The following is an 18,107-nucleotide window of genomic DNA, read 5'->3' as shown; positions in this document are numbered from 1 at the left end:
GGGTTGAGGGGTACTACAAAATTGCCTTAAGCTCGCGCCAATGCTGTATCGTATACGTTGCTGGCTGGGCAACCTGTTCGTTGCTGGGGTTATAGAAAACAGTATCGAGACCAACGGCCTGAGCACCCAAAATATCGGCTTCGTAATTATCGCCCAGCATCAGGCTCTCCGGCACGGCGGCACCACTGGCCTCTAATGCATACTCGAAAATACGGGGATCGGGCTTTTTGGCATCAGCTGACTGGGTTGTTACTACATGCTCGAAATAGTGGGCTATGTCGGCCGAGGCCATTTTCACAGCCTGAATTTCGGCAAAACCATTGGTGATGATGTGCATCCGGTAGCGGCCGTGCAGATGATCCAGTATCTCGCGGGCCGACTCGGTCAGGTGGGCTTTGCTGGGCAAGAGGCGCAGGTAGTCGGTGTTCAGCTCGGCACAACCCGCCGTATCGGTCAAGCCTAATGCATTGAGCACCAGCGGGAACCGGTGTTCGCGGATGTAGTCATGCGCCACCAGGTTCCGGTCATAATCGGCCCAGAGCTTCCGGTTGATCCGGATAAACGCCTCCGAAAATGCCGCCGCCGACGGTATACCCCGGTCGGCCAGCCGGTGCGTGGCATAGATCTCCGCAATCGACTCCGCCGAGTTCCGGTCGAAATCCCAAAGCGTATGATCCAGATCGAAGAAAAGATGTTTGTACATGGGGGAACAAGGTTCAATGTTTAAGGTCTAACGTCTAACGTTGCTTCGCGTACGGCTATGAGCACGCGAAGCAACGTTAGACGTTAGACCTTAAACATTGAACTACTTTAAAAGTCCAGTTTCAGTCGCTCTACCACCTCATTATTGACTAAGTGTTTTTCTACGATCTCGGCCACGTCGGCTACCTGTACGTTGCCATAGTAGGTACCCTCTGGATACACCACCAGCGCGGGGCCAAAGGCGCAGGCATCCAGGCAACCAGCTCGCTGCGCCCGGATTTCTTTCTGTAGCCCGCGTTGGGTTAGTTCCTGTTTAAAGGCGTCGAGTAGGGCGGCACCGTGTTCAGCACCACAGCTTTTTTTGGGTGCTTCTTTCTGATTAGTACAAACGAAAACGTGTTTGGTAAACTTCATGCGTGTATTGATCTAAACTATTCCTGTTGGGCAAAGGTAGCCCCCACCCGCCAATTAAACGGACAAGCCAACGTGCTGTCTAACTCCCGGCTCGTTATTGCATCTGGCTCAGCTTCTTCTTCGTATGTTGGTATGATTATGGCTAGAAACACCTTGGAATGACCAGGTTTTATAAATTTTTGGGTACAACCCTTGTATCTTTTAGGTAGAGTTTGTTATTTTGATAACAATTCTTCTCCGCTCACTCAAATCTTAACACGGAACACACACTATCGAATAAAAGCTCTACGTTACCTAATTGTCTTTCTGAAATGGAAAAAGCCCAGGTTAACGACAGTGAGCTAATTTCGTTGTATATCCGTGGTAGTGAGAAAGCCTTTGAAAAGTTAGTTCAGCGGCATAAGAACAAGGTCTTCACAACGATCTACCTGATCGTTAAAGACCAGTATATCGCAGAAGATTTAATGCAGGACACCTTCATCAAGGCTGTCGACACCATTAAATCGGGCCGCTATAACGAAGAAGGCAAATTTCTGCCCTGGATCGTCCGCATCGCTCACAATCTGGCCATCGACTATTTCCGGCGAGATAAACGCTACCCCAATGTGGTGTTTGAAGACGGAAGCAGCGTGTTTAACACGTTAGAATTTGCCGAAGACTCAGTCGAGACGGTGCAAATTCGGCGTGAAACACATGAGCACCTGCGTGAGTTGATTCAGCGATTGCCGGAACAACAGCGCCAGGTATTGATCATGCGGCACTACGAGGAAATGAGTTTCCAGGAGATTGCCGATGCGACCGGCGTCAGTATTAACACAGCTTTGGGACGTATGCGTTATGCACTCATAAACCTGCGCAAGCAGTTAAGCAAACGCCCAGTTAGCTATGACAAAAACGTTTACCCAAGATGACGTAATCCGGTACGTCTACGAAGAAACTTCTGAAGAGGAGAATCTGCTAATTGAAGAAGCGCTCATGGCCGAACAGCCATTGATGGCTTTCTTCCTGGATACCCTCGAGCTACGGTCGCTGCTGAACAAGATCGAACGTCAGCCCCGCCCTTCAACCGTCGAATCGATCCTGTCGTATTCGGCCAATCATTTTACGGCTCAGCTACGCCGCCCCCGCACGCACCGGGGCATGGTGTAGCTGAGCTTTTTTGTTTTCACAACATCCTACACATGTCGACCTTACCAAATCGGCTGCCTCATTATGGGGCAGCCGCTCTGGCTTTATTGGCCTTGCATACGCCAGTAGTAGCCCAAAAAGCCCCCAAACGTGCTCCTATGGCCGTTTCGGCACCCACCACCGCACCTTCGCCAGAGGCGCAACTCACGAAGGCTGAACTGGAAAGTCACCTCCGCTTCATCGCCTCCGACGAGTTGCAGGGCCGCCGCACGGGGTCAACGGGCAACATGGTGGCCGCCCGCTATCTGGCCGAGCAATTCAGAATGATTGGTTTAAAACCCGCTGCTGACGGTAACAGCTACTACCAGCGCGTGGAACTGCAACTGAGCAAGCCCGTTACGACTGGCACCATCCGTGTAGGCAACGATACCCTGACCGTGGGCAAGCAGTTTGTGGTGATGGCCGGTCCCGCCACGAGCCAAACCGCCGAGTCGGTCTACGTAGGCTACGGCCTCACCGCCGACGATTACGCGGGCAAAGACGTGAAAAGCAAATGGGTGGTAACGCAGGTAGGGTCGGCGGAGGCCAAGACCCCGCGCGAACTGATTGGGGCCATGACCACCAAGCGGGCGCTGGCTTCAGAACGGGGCGCGTTAGGCATTATTGAACTGTTTGCCGTACAAACCGCCCCCTGGGGTATGGTAAACCGGTTTTTCAACAGCGAACAACTGGCCCTGACGCCCGCTGGCGAGATGGGCAAACCCCAGTTGCTGCACGTTTGGGTAGACAATGGCAAAGGGCAGGGCGCTTCGCTCAAAGACAGCAAAGCCGTCACGATTCAGATGAGCGGACGGTCTGTAAACCCCATACAGGCGGTAAACGTGGCCGGTGTTGTTGAGGGTACCGACCCGGTCCTGAAAAACGAATATGTCCTGCTCACCGCCCACTTCGACCATATTGGCGTGGGCAAACAGGGTGGCGCGCCCTACACGGCGGCAGACTCTATTTTCAACGGTGCCCGTGACAACGGCATGGGTACGGTGGGCCTGCTGGCGGCGGCAAAGGCACTGGCGCAGCAACCCGCCAAGCGGTCGGTGATTGTGGTGGCACTCACAGGCGAGGAAGTGGGCCTGTTGGGTAGCCGCTACTACGCCGAACACCCCCTGGTGCCCCTGAAACATACTATTTTCGATTTCAACATCGACGGCGCGGGCTACAACGACACGTCCATCATCTCGGTTATTGGCCTGGAGCGCACCGGTGCCAAAGCCGAAATTGAGCAGGCCGCGCGCGATTTCGGCCTCGGTGTTTTTGCCGAACCCGCCCCCGAACAGGGCTTGTTCGACCGGTCGGATAATGTGAGTCTGGCGGCCAAGGGTGTACCCGCTCCTACCCTGTCGGAGGGGTTCAAAACGTTTGACGAGGAGCTGATGAAGAACTACCACAGCGTGACCGATAACCCCGATACGATTGATTACGATTACCTGCTGCGGTTCTGCCAGGCCTACGCCCGCGCCGCCCGGCTCATTGCCAACCGGGCTACACGCCCATTCTGGACGGCCGGCGACAAGTATGAAGCCGCCGGAAAAGCCTTGTATGGACAGTAAAACTAAACCTGGTGGCAGGGCGTTTAGTAGGGAGACGGTTTAAACTTCACCCCCTCACCTTGAACTCATTCCTCTCATGATTCTGAAGGTCTTATTCATAGTCGTACTGCTTATTACGTTTGTGCCGCCGGTGCGTCGGTTTGTGTTTTACCTGCTGGTAGGGCGGCAACTGGTGAAGGAACAGCGCCGTCAGCATGAGCGCACCGCATCACCGCGTGAGGGCGAAACCCGCGTGACCAAACCCACCGGCAAGGGAGGTACTACGTTTAAGGGGGGCGAATACGTTGATTACGAAGAAGTGAAGTAGCTTTTAAGCTTTATTAACGAAGCCCGTGCCAGCCAGTGCGGGCTTTTTTTGTGGGCTACTGCGTTTACTAGTAAAGGCGCAACTAATTTGGACAATAGAACGCGCAGTTGTTAATTTATGGGGGCAGCCAGCGCGTAAACCAAACTAATTAGGCTGATTTTCACGTTTTCTCTTTAATCAGTAGATGGCCGGACGGCCTGCACAAAATCCATCACATGAAGTTTTCTTCCCTTGCACTTGTCGGCACCTTGTCGGCGCTTTTCACTGCACATCAGGCCGTATCACAAGTAAAGAAAGGTCCCGCCCGGCCCGCTCAGGCTCGTCCCTCGGCAAACGCCGCTGGCATGTCGACAGCCAAATCAATGCTGGCCAATAGCAACGATTCGCTGAGCTACAGTATTGGCTACAGCATTGCCCAGAGCATGAAGCAGCAGGGGCTGACCAACGTGAATACGACGGTGATTGGACAGGCCCTCAATGACGCACTGAAAGGGCAAAAGCTGGCCCTCGCCGAACCCCAGATGCAACAGATCATGATGGGCTATATGCAAAAGCAGCAGATGGCGCGCATGGCAGAACAAAACAAATTGGCTGAACCTAACAAGAAAGCAGGGGCAGCTTTTCTGGCAGAAAATAAAACTAAGCCTGGGGTTCAAACCACAGCCAGTGGTTTGCAGTATATCATTGAGAAGGAGGGAACAGGCGCCAAACCAACCCTCTCCGATCAGGTTAAGGTGCATTATGTAGGTACGCTGCTGGATGGCAAAGAATTTGATAGTTCAGTGCGGCGGGGCCAGCCAGCCGTGTTTGGTGTGACGCAAGTGATTAAGGGCTGGACAGAAGTGTTACAACTGATGCCCGTTGGCTCGAAGTGGAAAGTGTTTATCCCATCAGATATTGCTTACGGCGATCAGGGTCAGGGTCACGACATCGGCCCCGGCGCTACGCTGGTTTTTGACATTGAGTTGTTAGACATTGTAAAATCTAATTAGTGAATGAGTGAAAGAGCGAAAGAGTGAACGTTGCTCGTATGGATGTATTCAATCAAAGGCAGCTTTCATTCTTTCGCTCTCACATTGATTCGCTCATTGTTTATGAGAAAATACCTGATCACGCTGATTCCTGTGCTGATGCTGAGTCTTCAGCCCGACTCACGCTCTTCGTCGGCACCTGTGCCGCCCGTTACTGCCAAGGCTCCCGCCGCCGACGATCTGAAGCCGACGATGACGCAGGAGCATGTGGAGCAGGTTGTTACGCAGTTGCTGACCCGCCACCACTACCGCAAAGTGCGGTTGAGCGATTCGCTCTCGGCGGTGGTTTGGGACAACTACCTGAAAGAAATGGATGCCAGCAAAGTATACCTACTGGCATCGGACGTGGCGTCGTTTGAGAAATATAAACTCCAGATCGACGATGCACTGGTGAACGGCGATCTGACGGCGGCGTTCGACATGTTCAACGTGTTTCGCAAGCGGCTAGCCGAACGGTCGGAGTTTGTGAAGCAGACGCTGAGCAAACCGTTTAGCTTTTCGGCCGACGAGTCGTACAATACAGATCGGGAGAAATCTGCGTGGCCTAAAAACCTGGAAGAGCAAAACGACCTCTGGCGCAAGATGCTAAAGAACCAGGCCCTGGAGCTGAAGCTGACTGGCAAGGCCGACACTGCCGTGATGAGCCTGATGAGCACTCGCTACAAAAGCTTGGAGCGTCGGCAAAACCGGATCAAGAGCGAAGACGTGTTCCAGATGTACATGAACGCCTTTGGTGAAGCCCTCGATCCGCACACCAACTACTTTGCACCCCGCACCGCCGACCTGTTCAATCAGGAAATGAGCCAGTCGCTGGAAGGCATCGGTGCGTTGTTGCAGGAAGATGGCGAGTATACCAAAATCTCGGACCTGGTGCCGGGCGGACCCGCTTTCCGCAGTAAGCAGTTTACCAAAGGCGACCGGATCATTGGCGTAGCGCAGGGTGACAATGGCCCCATGGTGAGCATCGTCGGTTTCCAAGTAGACGACGCCGTGAAACTCATAAAAGGCCCCAAAGGCACAGTGGTGCGCTTACAGATTCGGCCCGCTACGGCCCTGGCTGCCGACGTACCCAAGGAGATTCGTATTGTGCGCGAAAAGATTAAACTGGAGGAGCAACGTGCGCATAAAGAGGTCATTGACATCAACGAAGATGGCCGCACCTATAAGCTGGGCGTAGTGACGGTACCCCTGTTCTACCGCGATTTTGATGCCGCCCGCCGCCGCGAAAGTGACGTGGCCAGCACGACTACGGACGTGAAGCGCCTGATCGATTCGTTGAAATTACAGAAGGTAGATGGCGTAGTGCTCGATCTACGTGGCAATGGTGGCGGCTCACTGATAGAAGCCATCAACCTGACGGGTCTGTTTATCCAGAAAGGCCCCGTGGTGCAGGTGCGTGACTCTGGCGGTGACACCGAAGTGATGGCTGACAACGACCCATCCGTTACCTATGATGGTCCCCTGGCTATTCTGGTAGACCGATTTAGCGCGTCTGCTTCTGAAATTTTCGCAGCAGCTATTCAGGACTACAAGCGCGGTATTATTGTGGGTGGACAGACCTTCGGCAAAGGCACCGTGCAAACGCTGGTAGACCTGAACAACATGCTACCTAAAGAGCAGGACAAAGTGGGTCAGGTGAAGATGACGGTGCAGAAGTTTTACCGGATCAACGGCAGCAGCACCCAGCACAAAGGCGTAACGCCTGATATCCTGTTGCCCTCTCGCTTCTCGGCCGAAGAGTACGGTGAAAGTGCACAGGCCAGCGCCCTACCCTGGGACCAGATCGCCTCGACGCGCTTCGACGTGACGAGCTTTATTAACGAAAAGTTGACCACCCGGCTCCGTGAGAAATACGAGCAACGTCTGAAAACCGACGTCGATCTGAAGCGTGAAGCCCAGGCTGTGGTTGACTTTAAGAAGGCAAAAGAGAACACGACGGTCTCGTTGCTGGAAAGCAAGCGCAAGAAAGAGAAGGACGATGCCGACAAGAAATTGGCGGCCCTTGATAAATCAGGCGCAACCGACTCAGAGACGCCTGAAACGCCTAGCACGGCCAAAGCCAAAAAGAAAAAAGATACCTACCTGATTGAAACAGGTCGTATCCTGTCTGACATGATTGGTATGCAGGGCAAGGTTAAAACCGCCATGAATAACTGATAATCAGTTTATTACAACCAAAAAGAGCGCCGCACAATGCGGCGCTCTTTTTGGTTTAGGGGGTGAAGTAAGTGCAGCGGGAGTAGGCAGGGCTTCGCGGGAGTAGCTTCGCGCCTTAGGCCCTGCCTACTGCCCACTGCCACTTACTTCACTTCCCACACCGTCAATGCGCTGAAAACGGTTGCGCCACCTTCGGAAAACAGTTCGATTTTACCGTCGTGTTTGGTGGGAAAAACCAAATCCGTCATGACCTGCTGACCGCCGTTGGCGAAGATTTCGACGATGGATTTATCAACCAGCAGGTGAAGTCTCAGATAGCCGTTCTGGGGGGCAACCTTCACCGATTCGATACTCGAAAAGCGGTCGCTGAAAGACACATTGCCTGAATGGGTCCGGTCGAAGGCCAGCGTTTGGGTGGGTATGTCATAGGTTAGAACGCTTTCTTCAGCCCCGCTTTTCAACAGCCGGATGCCCACTTTTTGGGCCGATCCCAGCGTGATGTCGGCTTCCAGTTCGTAGGATTCTCCGGCGTAGCTAACTGGCGTCGCTTTGCTAACCGATACATTGGTCATGGTTGTCACTTTCCTGCGGATAGCCTGGAGCGAAACGGGCGTCTGCACCAGTCGGTAACCCTGCGGGGTATTCCGCAAACTCAGTTCGCGCGGCACCGACATGGCCCCTTTGAAGGGCATAGTGGGGATTTTATTGGCATATTCCCAGTCATTGAGCCAGCCAATCATAATCGGCTTCACCTGGTTGGCAGGGCGGTCGTTGAACGGAATGCCGGCGTAAAAGTCCTTGCCCTCGTCGACATATAGGACCTCATCCTGCTTCTGGGCCGTAAACGTCTTGCCATCAAAATCGCCCACGAAATACTGCATGGCCAGGTAGTTCTTCTGCCGGTGCCCACTCGACACGGTCAGCACCCATTTTTTCGCCGACGACCCTTCCACCGGTACGGCAAACAGAGCCGGACATTCCCAGACGCGAGTCGTGTCGCCCATGGGGCCAAACAGGCTTAGCAGTTTCCAGTCTTTCAGGTTTTGGGATTCATAAAACACCGCTTGGTGATCAGTGGGTTTGATCACCGCCATCAGCCATTTTTTGCCGGGAGCGTACCAGAACACGTTGGGATCGCGAAATTCTTTTGTGCCCAAATCCAGCACCGGATTTTTAGCGTATTGGGTCCAGGTACGGCCCTTGTCGGCACTGTAGGCCAGATTTTGGTACTGCGCCGTTTGTTTATCGCCTGCCGTCACGTTGCCCGTGTAGATGGCCACCATACAGTCTTTCGTTCCCGCCGGACAAAGACCACTCTGGTTAGTTTTATCGATCACCGTACTGCCCGAAAAAATGGCCGTCTGCGATTTGCCATCGGCGCTGGTGAACTCAGGAATAGCCAGCGGCAGGTGCTGCCAGCGGAGCAAGTCTTTACTGGTAGCATGACCCCAGCTCATATGCCCCCATTCGTTGCCAAAAGGATTATGCTGATAGAACAGGTGATACTCCCCGTTAAAATAGATCGTGCCATTGGGGTCGTTGATCCAGTTTTTGGGCGGCGTAAAGTGGTACCGGGGCCGGTATTCTTCCGGCTTCAGGGTAGGTTGGGCGAGTGAGAAATGGGCCGTGGTGAGTAGCAGGACGGTTTTTAGGGTTATGGGTTTCATAGAAGGTAGTTCTTTGGTATTGTATGATGAAGGTCGTTTTTGTATAAGCGAGGTAAGACTCGCCTATACAAAAACAACCTTCATCACATATTTCCCCCCAACTCAAAGCGATTTCCGCACAATGAGCCGGAACGGGTTTTCGATGTGTTCGCGGCTGTCGGTCAGGACCAGTTGGGCGGCGGTGCGGCCCATTTGGGCAAAATCGGTGGAGAGGACGGTGATCCCCTCTAGCAAAAACTCCTTCAGGGGCGTATCATTATACGACAAAATACCCACCTCCTCACCCAGCACGTAGGGCGTAGCCTTGATCTGTTTGATCAGCTCAACCAGGTCTTCTTCCATCAAATTGATGTAGGCATGTTTGGGTTGAATCACCTCCTGCTGAATGTCGCGGACAAGGTTGGCCGTAAACTGATGCTCGGAGCAGAACTTGTAAAAGCCGTTCAAAATACCCCGTGGGTGGTAGGTATAGGCTGGAAACAACAGGTTTAGCGTGGTGTATTTGCGTAGTAGCGGCAGGGCATCGGTGAGGGACTGGTAAAGGTCTTTCTCGAAGTTCTGGAATACGGCGGCGTACTGCCCCGTCACCCCTTCCAAGATCTTGTCCATCAGCACCAGTTTGTGTTTCGGCAGGCTGTTGATCAACTCGTAGGCCTTGTCGCCCCCTTCGAAAAAATGGGCGATGATGACGAAGTGCGTATGGTTGCGAGCGTGGGTCTGAATCAGGTCGCGGAAGAGGCGGAAGTCGTTGTTGTAAATGAAAAAGTCGATGCTGATGCCCGGCCCAAGCGCTTCTACAAACGCATCGTAGATCAGCTTCTTGTGGGCACTTAACTTATTGAATAACAGAAAGATTTTTAGGTTTTTACCCGTCTTCGTGTAATTGATATAGAAGCCTTTTCCCTTCACGGCCCCTACAATTTCTTTCTCTTTCAGCAGTTCATAGGCCCGTTCAACCGTGCCTTTGGCCACGTCGAATTCAGCGCATACCTCGTGGATCGACGGGAGTTTGTCGCCGGGCAAAATGTCGTGATTCTCGATGCCCTCCACAATGGAATTGTAGATCTGCTGGTATTTGGGCGTGTTCGAGTAATCGTTGATTTTAATATGATAGAGCATAGGTCAATAGGACAGTATGGGAAAGCCCAACCGGGCCTTTCCATACTTTTGCATCAACGTATATAAGGCCCGAAACTGACCGGCCAATCAACCTTATGCAATCTGTAAATGCCTCCAATCCTGCTGTAGACCCCCGGTCATTCAAGCACGTCAGCTACCTCTGGGACGACGCCGTGGCGGCGGCACTCCCCGCATCTACTGACTACGACCGCGAGGTGGCCCTGCTCCTCTATCGCTCCAACCTGCTGGGGGCCGATCTGCGCCTCACCAACTACGGCGGCGGCAATACCTCCTGCAAAGCCATGGCCCCCGACCCCCTCACCGGTAGGCCAACGGAAGTGATGTGGATCAAAGGCTCAGGCGGCGACATTGGCACGCTGAAACGCAGTGGTTTGGCCGCGCTTTACGTAGACCGGCTACTGAGCTTGAAAAACGTCTATCGTGGGTTGGAACATGAAGACGAAATGGTGGAACTCTTCAACCATTCTATCTACGACCTGGCCTCGAAAGCGCCGTCTATCGACACCCCGCTGCACGGGTTTCTGCCCTTTGCCCACATCGACCACCTCCACCCCGACGCGGCCATTGCCATTGCCGCAGCCAAAGATGGCAAACGCATCACGCAGGAGCTGTTCAACGGGCAGATTGGCTGGGTAGACTGGCGGCGGCCGGGTTTCGAATTGGGTCTGGAACTGGCGCAGTGTCTGGCCGATAATCCGGGTATCCGAGGCATTATGCTCGGTTCGCACGGGCTGTTTACCTGGGGCAACACCGCCTACGAAAGCTATGTCAACACGCTGGAAGTAGTCGAAACCTGCGCGGAGTACATCCAAAACCACATGGGCAAAAACCGCCCTGTTTTTGGCGGTGTCTGGCGCAATGTTGAACTGCCTGACATACGCTTGCGCCAAGCCGCAGCGATTATGCCCATCTTACGCGGTCTATGTAGCAGCGAATCGGTGCACCGAAGCGGCCCCATGATTGGCCATTTCACTGACGATGAGCGAGTACTGGAATTTATTAACTCGAAGGACCTTGACCGGCTGGCCCCAATGGGTACGTCCTGCCCAGACCATTTTCTGCGGACCAAAATCAGCCCGTTGGTGCTCCGAAATATCCCATCAGATTTTGATGTTGAACATGCCGAAAACCGGGAGATCGTAGAATCGTTAGCCCCACAGTTTGATAAATACCGTGCTGATTACCAGTCGTACTATGAGGCCCACAAACACCCCAATAGCCCAGCCATGCGGGATGCCAACCCCGTGGTTATTCTCTGGCCACAGATTGGTATGTTCACTTTTGCCAAAGACAAGCAAACGGCGCGGGTGGCGGCGGAATTTTACACCAACGCCATCAACGTAATGAAGGGCGCGGAGGCTATTTCGGAATACACCTCGCTACCCCGGCAGGAAGCGTTCGACATTGAATACTGGTTACTGGAAGAAGCCAAACTGCAACGGATGCCCAAACCGAAGGCGCTTTCGGGCAAAATTGCGCTCGTAACGGGCAGCGCGGGTGGCATCGGCAAAGCCATTGCCCGGAAATTCGCCGACGAAGGGGCCTGCGTCATTATCAACGATTTCGACACCGACCGCCTCGCCGGTGCCGACGAAGCCTTCAAAGCCACCTATGGCCGCGATACCCACGCCATTGCCAACCTCGACGTGACCAAAAAAGACAGCATCGAAGCCGCATTCGACGTGGCGGCGGTGGCCTTTGGCGGGGTCGATATTGTGGTGAACTGCGCGGGCATCAGCATCTCGAAACCACTGGAAGACCATACCGAAGCCGACTGGGACGCCCTCTACGACATTCTGGTGAAAGGCCAGTTTATGGTCACGCAGGCGGGGGTCAACACCATGCGCAAGCAAAATCTGGGCGGCGACGTACTGAATATAGTCTCGAAAAACGCGCTGGTATCGGGCCCCAATAATGCGGGCTACGGCTCGGCGAAAGCTGCGCAACTGCACCTGAGCCGCCTCAACGCTGCCGAGCTGGGCAAAGACCATATTCGCGTGAACGTGGTTAACCCCGACGCCGTTATCTCCGACTCGAAAATCTGGGCCGGTGCCTGGGCCGAAGGGCGCGCCAAAGCCTACGGCGTCACCGTAGCCGAACTGCCCGCCTACTACGCCAAACGCACCCTGTTGAACGAAGTAATCCTCCCCGACGACATCGCCAATGCCTGCTTTGCCTTCGTAGGTGGCCTCCTGGCCAAATCAACCGGCAACGTCCTGAACGTAGATGGTGGTGTAGCTATGGCGTTTGTTCGTTAAAATGAATGTACAATGCACAATGAATAATGTACAATGAGCTTCGCGCTCTAGGTTGCTGTGGCGCGAAGCTCATTGTACATTATTCATTGTGCATTGTACATTAAAAAATCCTTCCCATGACCCTCTCCCCCGACACCATCGCCGATTTTAACGGGCAACACCTTGACAATCATCGCCGCAAACTGGCGTACTGGACCGACGAAGTAGGTGCTGCCGAAACAATTATCGAGAAGCTGATTGCCTTCCAGATTGCCATTCCGTCCTGGGCGTTGGGTACGGGCGGCACCAGGTTTGGGCGGTTTGGCGGCGGGGGCGAACCGCGTAACCTCGACGAGAAAATCGCTGACGTGGGGCTGCTTCATGCCCTGAACCGCAGTAGTGGGGCCATTTCGCTCCATATTCCGTGGGACATCCCCACCGACCCGGAGGCCACCAAACAACTGGCGGCGCAGTACGGCCTGCGCTTCGATGCGGTCAACTCCAACACCTTCCAGGATCAGCCCACCGGGCAGGAACACAGCTACAAATTCGGGTCGCTGCAACATACCGACGCAGCCGTGCGGCGGCAGGCCATCGAACACAATATCGAGGTCATCCGGCACGGCGTGGCGCTGGGTTCCGACTCGCTGACGGTCTGGTTATCAGACGGTTCGTGCTTTCCGGGGCAGCTTAATTTCCGTAAAGCTTTCGACCGTACCCTCGACAGCCTGCAACAGATCTATGCCGCCCTGCCCGATGCCTGGAAAATGTTCGTGGAATACAAAGCCTTCGAACCCAACTTCTATTCCATGACCGTCGGCGACTGGGGCAGCAGCCTGCTCTACGCCACCAAGCTCGGCCCCAAAGCCTACACCCTTGTTGACCTCGGCCACCACCTGCCCAACGCCAACATCGAGCAGATCGTGGCCATCCTGTTGCACGAAGGCAAGCTCGGTGGTTTCCATTTCAACGACTCGAAATACGGCGACGACGACCTCACGGCGGGCAGCATCAAACCATACCAATTGTTTCTGATATTCAATGAGTTAGTCGATGGCATGGATGCCCGCAATATGAACCACGCCACCGGCTTGGGCTGGATGATCGACGCAAGCCATAACGTAAAAGACCCGCTCGAAGACCTGCTGCAATCGGTCGATGCCATTCAGATGGCCTATGCGCAGGCTCTGCTCGTCGACCGTACGGCGCTGGAAGAAGCCCGCGAAACTAACGATGTGGTCCGGGCGCAGGAGATTTTGCAGGACGCCTTCCGCACCGACGTTCGCCCGCTCGTAGCCGAAGCCAACCGCCGCGCCGGGGGTGCCCTCAACCCACTTGCGCTCTTCCGCCAACAAAACGTCCGCCAGCAGCTCATCAGCGAACGCGGCCTAAAAACCGTAGCTACGGGATTATAGTGAAAGAGTGAATGGTGAAAGAGTGCCATTGTCGCTTGGCTCCAGCCGTAGACACTCTTTCATTCTTTCGCTCTTTCACTCTTTTGCCCTTTCATTCTTTCACCCATGCCCCTTCCCGTCATCGCTGTTTTCGATATTGGCAAGACCAACAAGAAGCTGTTCCTCTTCGACGAGCAGTACCGCATTGTGTGGGAACAGGCCGAGTCGTTTACAGATATCGCCGATGAAGACGGTGATCCCTGCGAAGACGTAGCCCGGCTGAGCAACTGGGTACAAAAGGGGTTGGCGAAGGCGCAGCAATTGCCGGAATTTGAGGTGAAAGCGCTTAATTTCTCTACCTACGGAGCCAGTTTTGCCTATGTAGATGCTGATTATCAATCGGTTGGCCAGCTTTACAATTACCTCAAGCCTTTTCCGTCCGATCTGCGAGAACGGTTTTATAACACCTATGGCGATCCTGCCACGCTATCCTTGCAAACGGCGTCACCCTGCCTGGATAGCCTCAATTCGGGCTTGATGCTCTATCGAATCAAGCACGACAAACCGGCCCTGTTCGAGCAGATTCTGTATGCCCTGCACCTGCCGCAGTTCATTAGTTTTTTGTTCACCGGCCAGCCCGTCACCGATTGCACCAGCCTTGGTTGCCACACCATGCTCTGGGATTTCAAGAAACAGGACTACGCCGATTGGGTTGAAAAAGAGGCGCTTACTGACATACTTGGCCCCATTACGCCGTCTAACCATGCTGTGGAAGTACCAGTCAATGGTCGTTCGGTGCAGGTTGGCGTGGGCCTGCACGACTCATCGGCGGCGTTGATTCCCTACCTCAGTGCCTTCAAAGAACCGTTTGTGCTGCTCTCTACAGGTACGTGGTGCGTGAGTATGAACCCCTTCAACCGGCAACCACTCACCGCCGAAGAACTGCAATACGACTGCCTGAATTACCTGCATTACGGCGGGCAGCCCGTGAAGGCATCGCGCCTGTTTGCAGGTTATGAACATGAGCAGCAGATAAAGCGCCTCGCCAGACATTTTCAGGCAGCCGTAGATACATATACTACCGTGGCCTACAACCCGGCACTTATCGAAACCTTACAGCAGCGTGTTTCTGAAAGTAAGTCCGTTGAGTTTGGCCGGAAAGAGCCGATGATTTCCATGACTGGCTCTATCTTCAACAGCCGCGACCTGAGCACCTTCGCCACTTATGAGTTAGCCTATCACCAGTTGATGCTCGATATCATGGCGCAACAGTTGATCTCCACTAACTTAGTCATAACAAGTTCGCCTGTAAAGCGCCTCTTTGTCGATGGTGGTTTCGGCAAAAACCCGATCTATATGCACCTGCTGGCCAGAGCTTTCCCCGACATCGAAGTCTATGCCGCTTCGGTGGCGCAGGCATCGGCCCTGGGGGCGGCGTTGGCCATTCATGACCACTGGAACAAGCAGCCAATGCCAACCAACAGCATTGATCTGAAACTGTACTCAACACAATGAACGTAGGTCTCTTTATCCCCTGTTACGTTGATCAGTTCTATCCACACGTAGCCATCGCCACGCTCCGGGTGCTCGAAGCGGTAGGTTGCACCGTGCGTTATCCGTTAAACCAAACCTGTTGCGGACAACCCATGGCCAACTCGGGTTATGCACACCTGACGGGTGGCTGCGACGAAAATTTCATACGCAACTTTGCTGATTACGAGTACATTGTCTCACCGTCGGGTAGTTGTACGTTGCATATCAAGCAGCATTTACACGGCGAAAACGCTACGCACGAAACCGCAGCAACGGCCATCAGATCGCGGGTGTATGAACTGACCGAGTTCCTGACCGATGTGGTGAAAGTAACCGACCTGGGTACGCTGATGCCAAAACGAACAGCCCCGATCCGGGTAGGACTGCACCAAAGCTGCCACGGACAGCGGGGATTACACCTATCGCAAATGTCAGAACTGATGGCCCCGCCCTTCTCGAAACCCGTTCAGTTGCTAAAACAAATCGAGGGCATCGACCTGGTGACACTAGACCGCCCCGACGAGTGTTGTGGCTTTGGTGGCACATTTTGCGTTACGGAAGAAGCAGTGTCGGCCAAAATGGGTAAAGACCGCGTAGCCGACCACCTCCGGCAGGGCGTTGACTGCATCACCGGCGTCGATGTGTCGTGCCTGATGCATATGGAAGGGATTCTGAAAAGAACCGGTTCATCCGTTAAAGTGAAACACATCGCCGAACTATTGACCAATACGTTATGAGCCATCCACAAAATCGACTCGACCACCCCGAAGCGGCGGCGGTGTTTAACAAAGACGAAGCCCGCGTAGACTGGCACGATGAAACGCTCTGGTTCGTTCGGTCCAAGCGCGACCGTGCCGCCGCCCAAATTCCGGAGTGGGAGAGCCTGCGCGAAGCCGCTTCGCAGATCAAAAACCATGTGCTCTCCAACATGCACGATCTGCTGACGGAGTTTGAAACAAAGGCCATTCAGAACGGCATTACAGTGCATTGGGCAGCCGATGCTGCCGAACATAACAAAATCATACTCAGCATTTTGCAAGCAGCCAAGACCAAGCAGATGGTCAAGTCGAAGTCGATGCTGACGGAAGAATGTGGCCTGAACGAATACCTAGTCGAGCATGGTATTGAGGTGATTGACAGTGATTTGGGCGAACGGATTGTGCAGATGCGGGGCGAGAAACCGTCGCATATTGTGTTGCCTGCCATTCACCTCAAAAAGTCGGACGTTGGTGATACGTTCCACAAACATCTGGGCACCACGGCGGGCGCTACCGACCCGCAGTACCTAACCGAAGCCGCCCGGCAGCACCTTCGCGAAACGTTTCTGACCCGAACAGTAGCGCTCACCGGCGTCAACTTTGCCATTGCCGAAACAGGCGGATTTGTGGTCTGCACCAACGAAGGCAACGCCGACATGGGCGTACACCTGGCCGACGTACACATCGCCAGTATGGGCTTTGAAAAGATTATTCCTAAGGCTGAACATCTGGGCGTTTTCCTGCGGTTGCTGGCCCGAAGTGCCACCGGTCAGCCCATCACCACGTTTTCGAGCCATTTTCATAAACCCCGCAAAAGCCGGAGTGGCCGACCCGATCAGCAGATCCACCTCGTCATTGTCGACAATGGCCGTAGCCGTCAATTGGGTCGGGCTGACTTCCGAAATTCGCTCAAGTGCATTCGTTGTGCGGCTTGCTTAAACACCTGCCCCGTTTATCGGCGCAGCGGCGGACACAGCTATCACAGTGCTATTGCCGGTCCTATTGGCTCTATTCTGGCTCCAAATCTGGATATGCGACAGAACGCCGACCTGCCATTTGCTTCCACGCTTTGCGGTTCCTGCACCAATGTTTGCCCCGTCAAAATCGATATTCACGAACAGCTCTATAAGTGGCGACAGGTACTTATGCGGGATGGACATGGCCCAGCCACTAAAACAGTAGCGATGAAAACGATGGCCACCGTCCTCGAATCACCCCGGCTTTATCGCATGGCAGGCAGCGTAGGGCGCGGCGTATTACGATTCACCCCCGCTCTGATCGAAAATGGTTTAAATCCTTGGTACACACAGCGCGAAATGCCCACCGCTCCCGCCGAATCATTCCGAGACTGGTATGTTAAACAGCCGAAACATGAGTAGCCGCGACCGTATGCTGGCAGCTATTCAGGCCAATCAGCCTGCGTTGCTCCCCTCGCCAACAGACTACATCTTTCATACTGAGTATCCCGACAATGTAGCTCAATTTGCGGCTGTGCTGACTTCTATTGGAGGAGTAGCCATTGAAATACCCAACTATGCTGCCATTGAAACGCACCTACAGGGGCATTTTCCCGATATACTCGATGTAGTGACAACAATTCCGGAGCTGGCCCATATTGCCGATGTGTCACTGGTGCATGTATTAGAGCCACACGAGTTGGCCAGCGTGAACCTCGCGATCATTGAAGGACAATGGGCAGTAGCCGAAAACGGGTCTATCTGGGTCGATGAGCGTCAGTTGCCACACCGGGCGTTGCCGATGATTACTCAGTTTCTGGCTATTGTAATTCAGCAGTCAAGCATTGTGGCTAATATGCACGATGCCTATAAACGCATCCGTGTTAATGAAACCGGCTTTGGCACGTTCATAGCTGGTCCATCGAAGACGGCCGATATTGAGCAAAGCCTGGTCATTGGTGCACACGGTGCCAGAAGTCTGGCTGTATATATCATTCCCGACAAATACTGATAACGGCCCCAAACCTATATCACAATAAACAAAAAGGCCCATTTCCGTAAGGAAATGGACCTTC

The 18,107-nt window shown here is 53.8% G+C and carries 16 protein-coding genes; 12 read left to right on the top strand and 4 right to left on the bottom strand.

All coding sequences use genetic code 11. From position 1 onward, the window contains the following. Nucleotides 1-13: 13 nt before the first annotated feature. Both J2I48_RS18345 and J2I48_RS18340 read right to left on the bottom strand, forming a co-directional pair. Nucleotides 14-703, bottom strand: coding sequence for a YjjG family noncanonical pyrimidine nucleotidase (locus tag J2I48_RS18345; RefSeq protein ID WP_207336942.1), 690 nt, complete (start codon nt 701-703; stop codon nt 14-16). Between the two features lie 107 nt (nt 704-810). Then, nucleotides 811-1,116 carry a (2Fe-2S) ferredoxin domain-containing protein gene (locus J2I48_RS18340; protein WP_207336941.1) on the bottom strand — a complete coding sequence of 102 codons (306 nt, stop codon included), beginning with the start codon at nt 1,114-1,116 and terminating at the stop codon, nt 811-813. Nucleotides 1,117-1,427: 311 nt separating this feature from the next. On the opposite strand from J2I48_RS18340, the gene J2I48_RS18335 reads away from it, so the two are divergent. The 6 genes from J2I48_RS18335 to J2I48_RS18310 all read left to right on the top strand — a co-directional run bounded on the left by J2I48_RS18335 (nt 1,428) and on the right by J2I48_RS18310 (nt 7,346). Beyond that, on the top strand, nt 1,428-2,027 hold the full coding sequence (locus J2I48_RS18335) for an RNA polymerase sigma factor (protein WP_207336940.1): 600 nt from the start codon (nt 1,428-1,430) through the stop codon (nt 2,025-2,027). Continuing rightward, nucleotides 2,002-2,265, top strand: coding sequence for a hypothetical protein (locus tag J2I48_RS18330; RefSeq protein ID WP_207336939.1), 264 nt, complete (start codon nt 2,002-2,004; stop codon nt 2,263-2,265). The genes J2I48_RS18335 and J2I48_RS18330 overlap by 26 nt, the downstream gene beginning before the upstream one ends. A 32-nt stretch (nt 2,266-2,297) precedes the next feature. Next, a complete protein-coding gene (locus J2I48_RS18325) occupies nt 2,298-3,851 on the top strand; it encodes a M28 family peptidase (RefSeq protein ID WP_207336938.1) in 1,554 nt (517 codons plus the stop codon). A gap of 76 nt (nt 3,852-3,927) precedes the next feature. Next, a complete protein-coding gene (locus J2I48_RS18320; protein WP_207336937.1) occupies nt 3,928-4,158 on the top strand; it encodes a DUF4834 domain-containing protein in 231 nt (76 codons plus the stop codon). 215 nt (nt 4,159-4,373) lie between these two features. Then, complete coding sequence (gene bamJ, locus J2I48_RS18315) at nt 4,374-5,150, top strand: BamJ family beta-barrel-assembly machinery protein (protein ID WP_207336936.1); 777 nt, start codon at nt 4,374-4,376, stop codon at nt 5,148-5,150. Nucleotides 5,151-5,252: 102 nt separating this feature from the next. Continuing rightward, nucleotides 5,253-7,346 carry a carboxy terminal-processing peptidase gene (locus tag J2I48_RS18310; protein ID WP_207336935.1) on the top strand — a complete coding sequence of 698 codons (2,094 nt, stop codon included), beginning with the start codon at nt 5,253-5,255 and terminating at the stop codon, nt 7,344-7,346. A 143-nt stretch (nt 7,347-7,489) separates the two neighbouring features. Here the strand turns inward: J2I48_RS18310 and J2I48_RS18305 are convergent, their stop codons facing one another. Then, a complete protein-coding gene (locus J2I48_RS18305) occupies nt 7,490-9,013 on the bottom strand; it encodes a glycoside hydrolase family 32 protein (protein WP_207336934.1) in 1,524 nt (507 codons plus the stop codon). A gap of 102 nt (nt 9,014-9,115) precedes the next feature. Next, the gene (locus tag J2I48_RS18300) at nt 9,116-10,132 is read right to left on the bottom strand and encodes a GntR family transcriptional regulator (protein WP_207336933.1); all 1,017 of its coding nucleotides are present in this window, start codon (nt 10,130-10,132) and stop codon (nt 9,116-9,118) included. A gap of 95 nt (nt 10,133-10,227) precedes the next feature. On the opposite strand from J2I48_RS18300, the gene J2I48_RS18295 reads away from it, so the two are divergent. The 6 genes from J2I48_RS18295 (at nt 10,228) to J2I48_RS18270 (ending at nt 18,043) form a co-directional block, all read left to right on the top strand. After that, entirely contained in the window at nt 10,228-12,411 is a 2,184-nt protein-coding gene (locus J2I48_RS18295; RefSeq protein ID WP_207336932.1) for a bifunctional aldolase/short-chain dehydrogenase, read from the top strand. Between the two features lie 116 nt (nt 12,412-12,527). Then, complete coding sequence (locus J2I48_RS18290) at nt 12,528-13,805, top strand: sugar isomerase (RefSeq protein ID WP_207336931.1); 1,278 nt, start codon at nt 12,528-12,530, stop codon at nt 13,803-13,805. Between the two features lie 105 nt (nt 13,806-13,910). Continuing rightward, entirely contained in the window at nt 13,911-15,299 is a 1,389-nt protein-coding gene (locus tag J2I48_RS18285; protein WP_207336930.1) for an FGGY-family carbohydrate kinase, read from the top strand. Further along, nucleotides 15,296-16,054, top strand: coding sequence for a (Fe-S)-binding protein (locus tag J2I48_RS18280; RefSeq protein ID WP_207336929.1), 759 nt, complete (start codon nt 15,296-15,298; stop codon nt 16,052-16,054). Before J2I48_RS18285 ends, J2I48_RS18280 begins: the two co-directional genes overlap by 4 nt. Further along, nucleotides 16,051-17,454: a lactate utilization protein B gene (locus J2I48_RS18275; RefSeq protein ID WP_207336928.1), complete on the top strand. Its 1,404-nt coding sequence runs from the start codon at nt 16,051-16,053 to the stop codon at nt 17,452-17,454. The genes J2I48_RS18280 and J2I48_RS18275 overlap by 4 nt, the downstream gene beginning before the upstream one ends. Beyond that, nucleotides 17,447-18,043, top strand: coding sequence for a LutC/YkgG family protein (locus J2I48_RS18270; RefSeq protein ID WP_207336927.1), 597 nt, complete (start codon nt 17,447-17,449; stop codon nt 18,041-18,043). The genes J2I48_RS18275 and J2I48_RS18270 overlap by 8 nt, the downstream gene beginning before the upstream one ends. Nucleotides 18,044-18,107 lie beyond the last annotated feature (64 nt).

The organism is Fibrella aquatilis (genome assembly GCF_017353255.1).
GTDB classification, from domain to species: domain Bacteria; phylum Bacteroidota; class Bacteroidia; order Cytophagales; family Spirosomataceae; genus Fibrella; species Fibrella aquatilis.
Note: the sequence above shows the minus strand (reverse complement) of the source record. Positions and strands in the feature narration are given on the sequence as shown.

Bases quoted from the DNA above. Each gene is read 5' to 3' on its own strand.
- J2I48_RS18270 (WP_207336927.1), top strand. From the start codon at position 17,447: ATGAGTAGCCGCGACCGTATGCTGGCAGCTATTCAGGCCAATCAGCCT.
- J2I48_RS18325 (WP_207336938.1), top strand. From the start codon at position 2,298: ATGTCGACCTTACCAAATCGGCTGCCTCATTATGGGGCAGCCGCTCTG.
- J2I48_RS18320 (WP_207336937.1), top strand. From the start codon at position 3,928: ATGATTCTGAAGGTCTTATTCATAGTCGTACTGCTTATTACGTTTGTG.
- J2I48_RS18275 (WP_207336928.1), top strand. From the start codon at position 16,051: ATGAGCCATCCACAAAATCGACTCGACCACCCCGAAGCGGCGGCGGTG.
- J2I48_RS18335 (WP_207336940.1), top strand. From the start codon at position 1,428: ATGGAAAAAGCCCAGGTTAACGACAGTGAGCTAATTTCGTTGTATATC.
- J2I48_RS18285 (WP_207336930.1), top strand. From the start codon at position 13,911: ATGCCCCTTCCCGTCATCGCTGTTTTCGATATTGGCAAGACCAACAAG.
- J2I48_RS18330 (WP_207336939.1), top strand. From the start codon at position 2,002: ATGACAAAAACGTTTACCCAAGATGACGTAATCCGGTACGTCTACGAA.
- J2I48_RS18345 (WP_207336942.1), bottom strand. From the start codon at position 703: ATGTACAAACATCTTTTCTTCGATCTGGATCATACGCTTTGGGATTTC.
- bamJ (WP_207336936.1), top strand. From the start codon at position 4,374: ATGAAGTTTTCTTCCCTTGCACTTGTCGGCACCTTGTCGGCGCTTTTC.
- J2I48_RS18310 (WP_207336935.1), top strand. From the start codon at position 5,253: ATGAGAAAATACCTGATCACGCTGATTCCTGTGCTGATGCTGAGTCTT.
- J2I48_RS18295 (WP_207336932.1), top strand. From the start codon at position 10,228: ATGCAATCTGTAAATGCCTCCAATCCTGCTGTAGACCCCCGGTCATTC.
- J2I48_RS18340 (WP_207336941.1), bottom strand. From the start codon at position 1,116: ATGAAGTTTACCAAACACGTTTTCGTTTGTACTAATCAGAAAGAAGCA.
- J2I48_RS18305 (WP_207336934.1), bottom strand. From the start codon at position 9,013: ATGAAACCCATAACCCTAAAAACCGTCCTGCTACTCACCACGGCCCAT.
- J2I48_RS18290 (WP_207336931.1), top strand. From the start codon at position 12,528: ATGACCCTCTCCCCCGACACCATCGCCGATTTTAACGGGCAACACCTT.
- J2I48_RS18300 (WP_207336933.1), bottom strand. From the start codon at position 10,132: ATGCTCTATCATATTAAAATCAACGATTACTCGAACACGCCCAAATAC.
- J2I48_RS18280 (WP_207336929.1), top strand. From the start codon at position 15,296: ATGAACGTAGGTCTCTTTATCCCCTGTTACGTTGATCAGTTCTATCCA.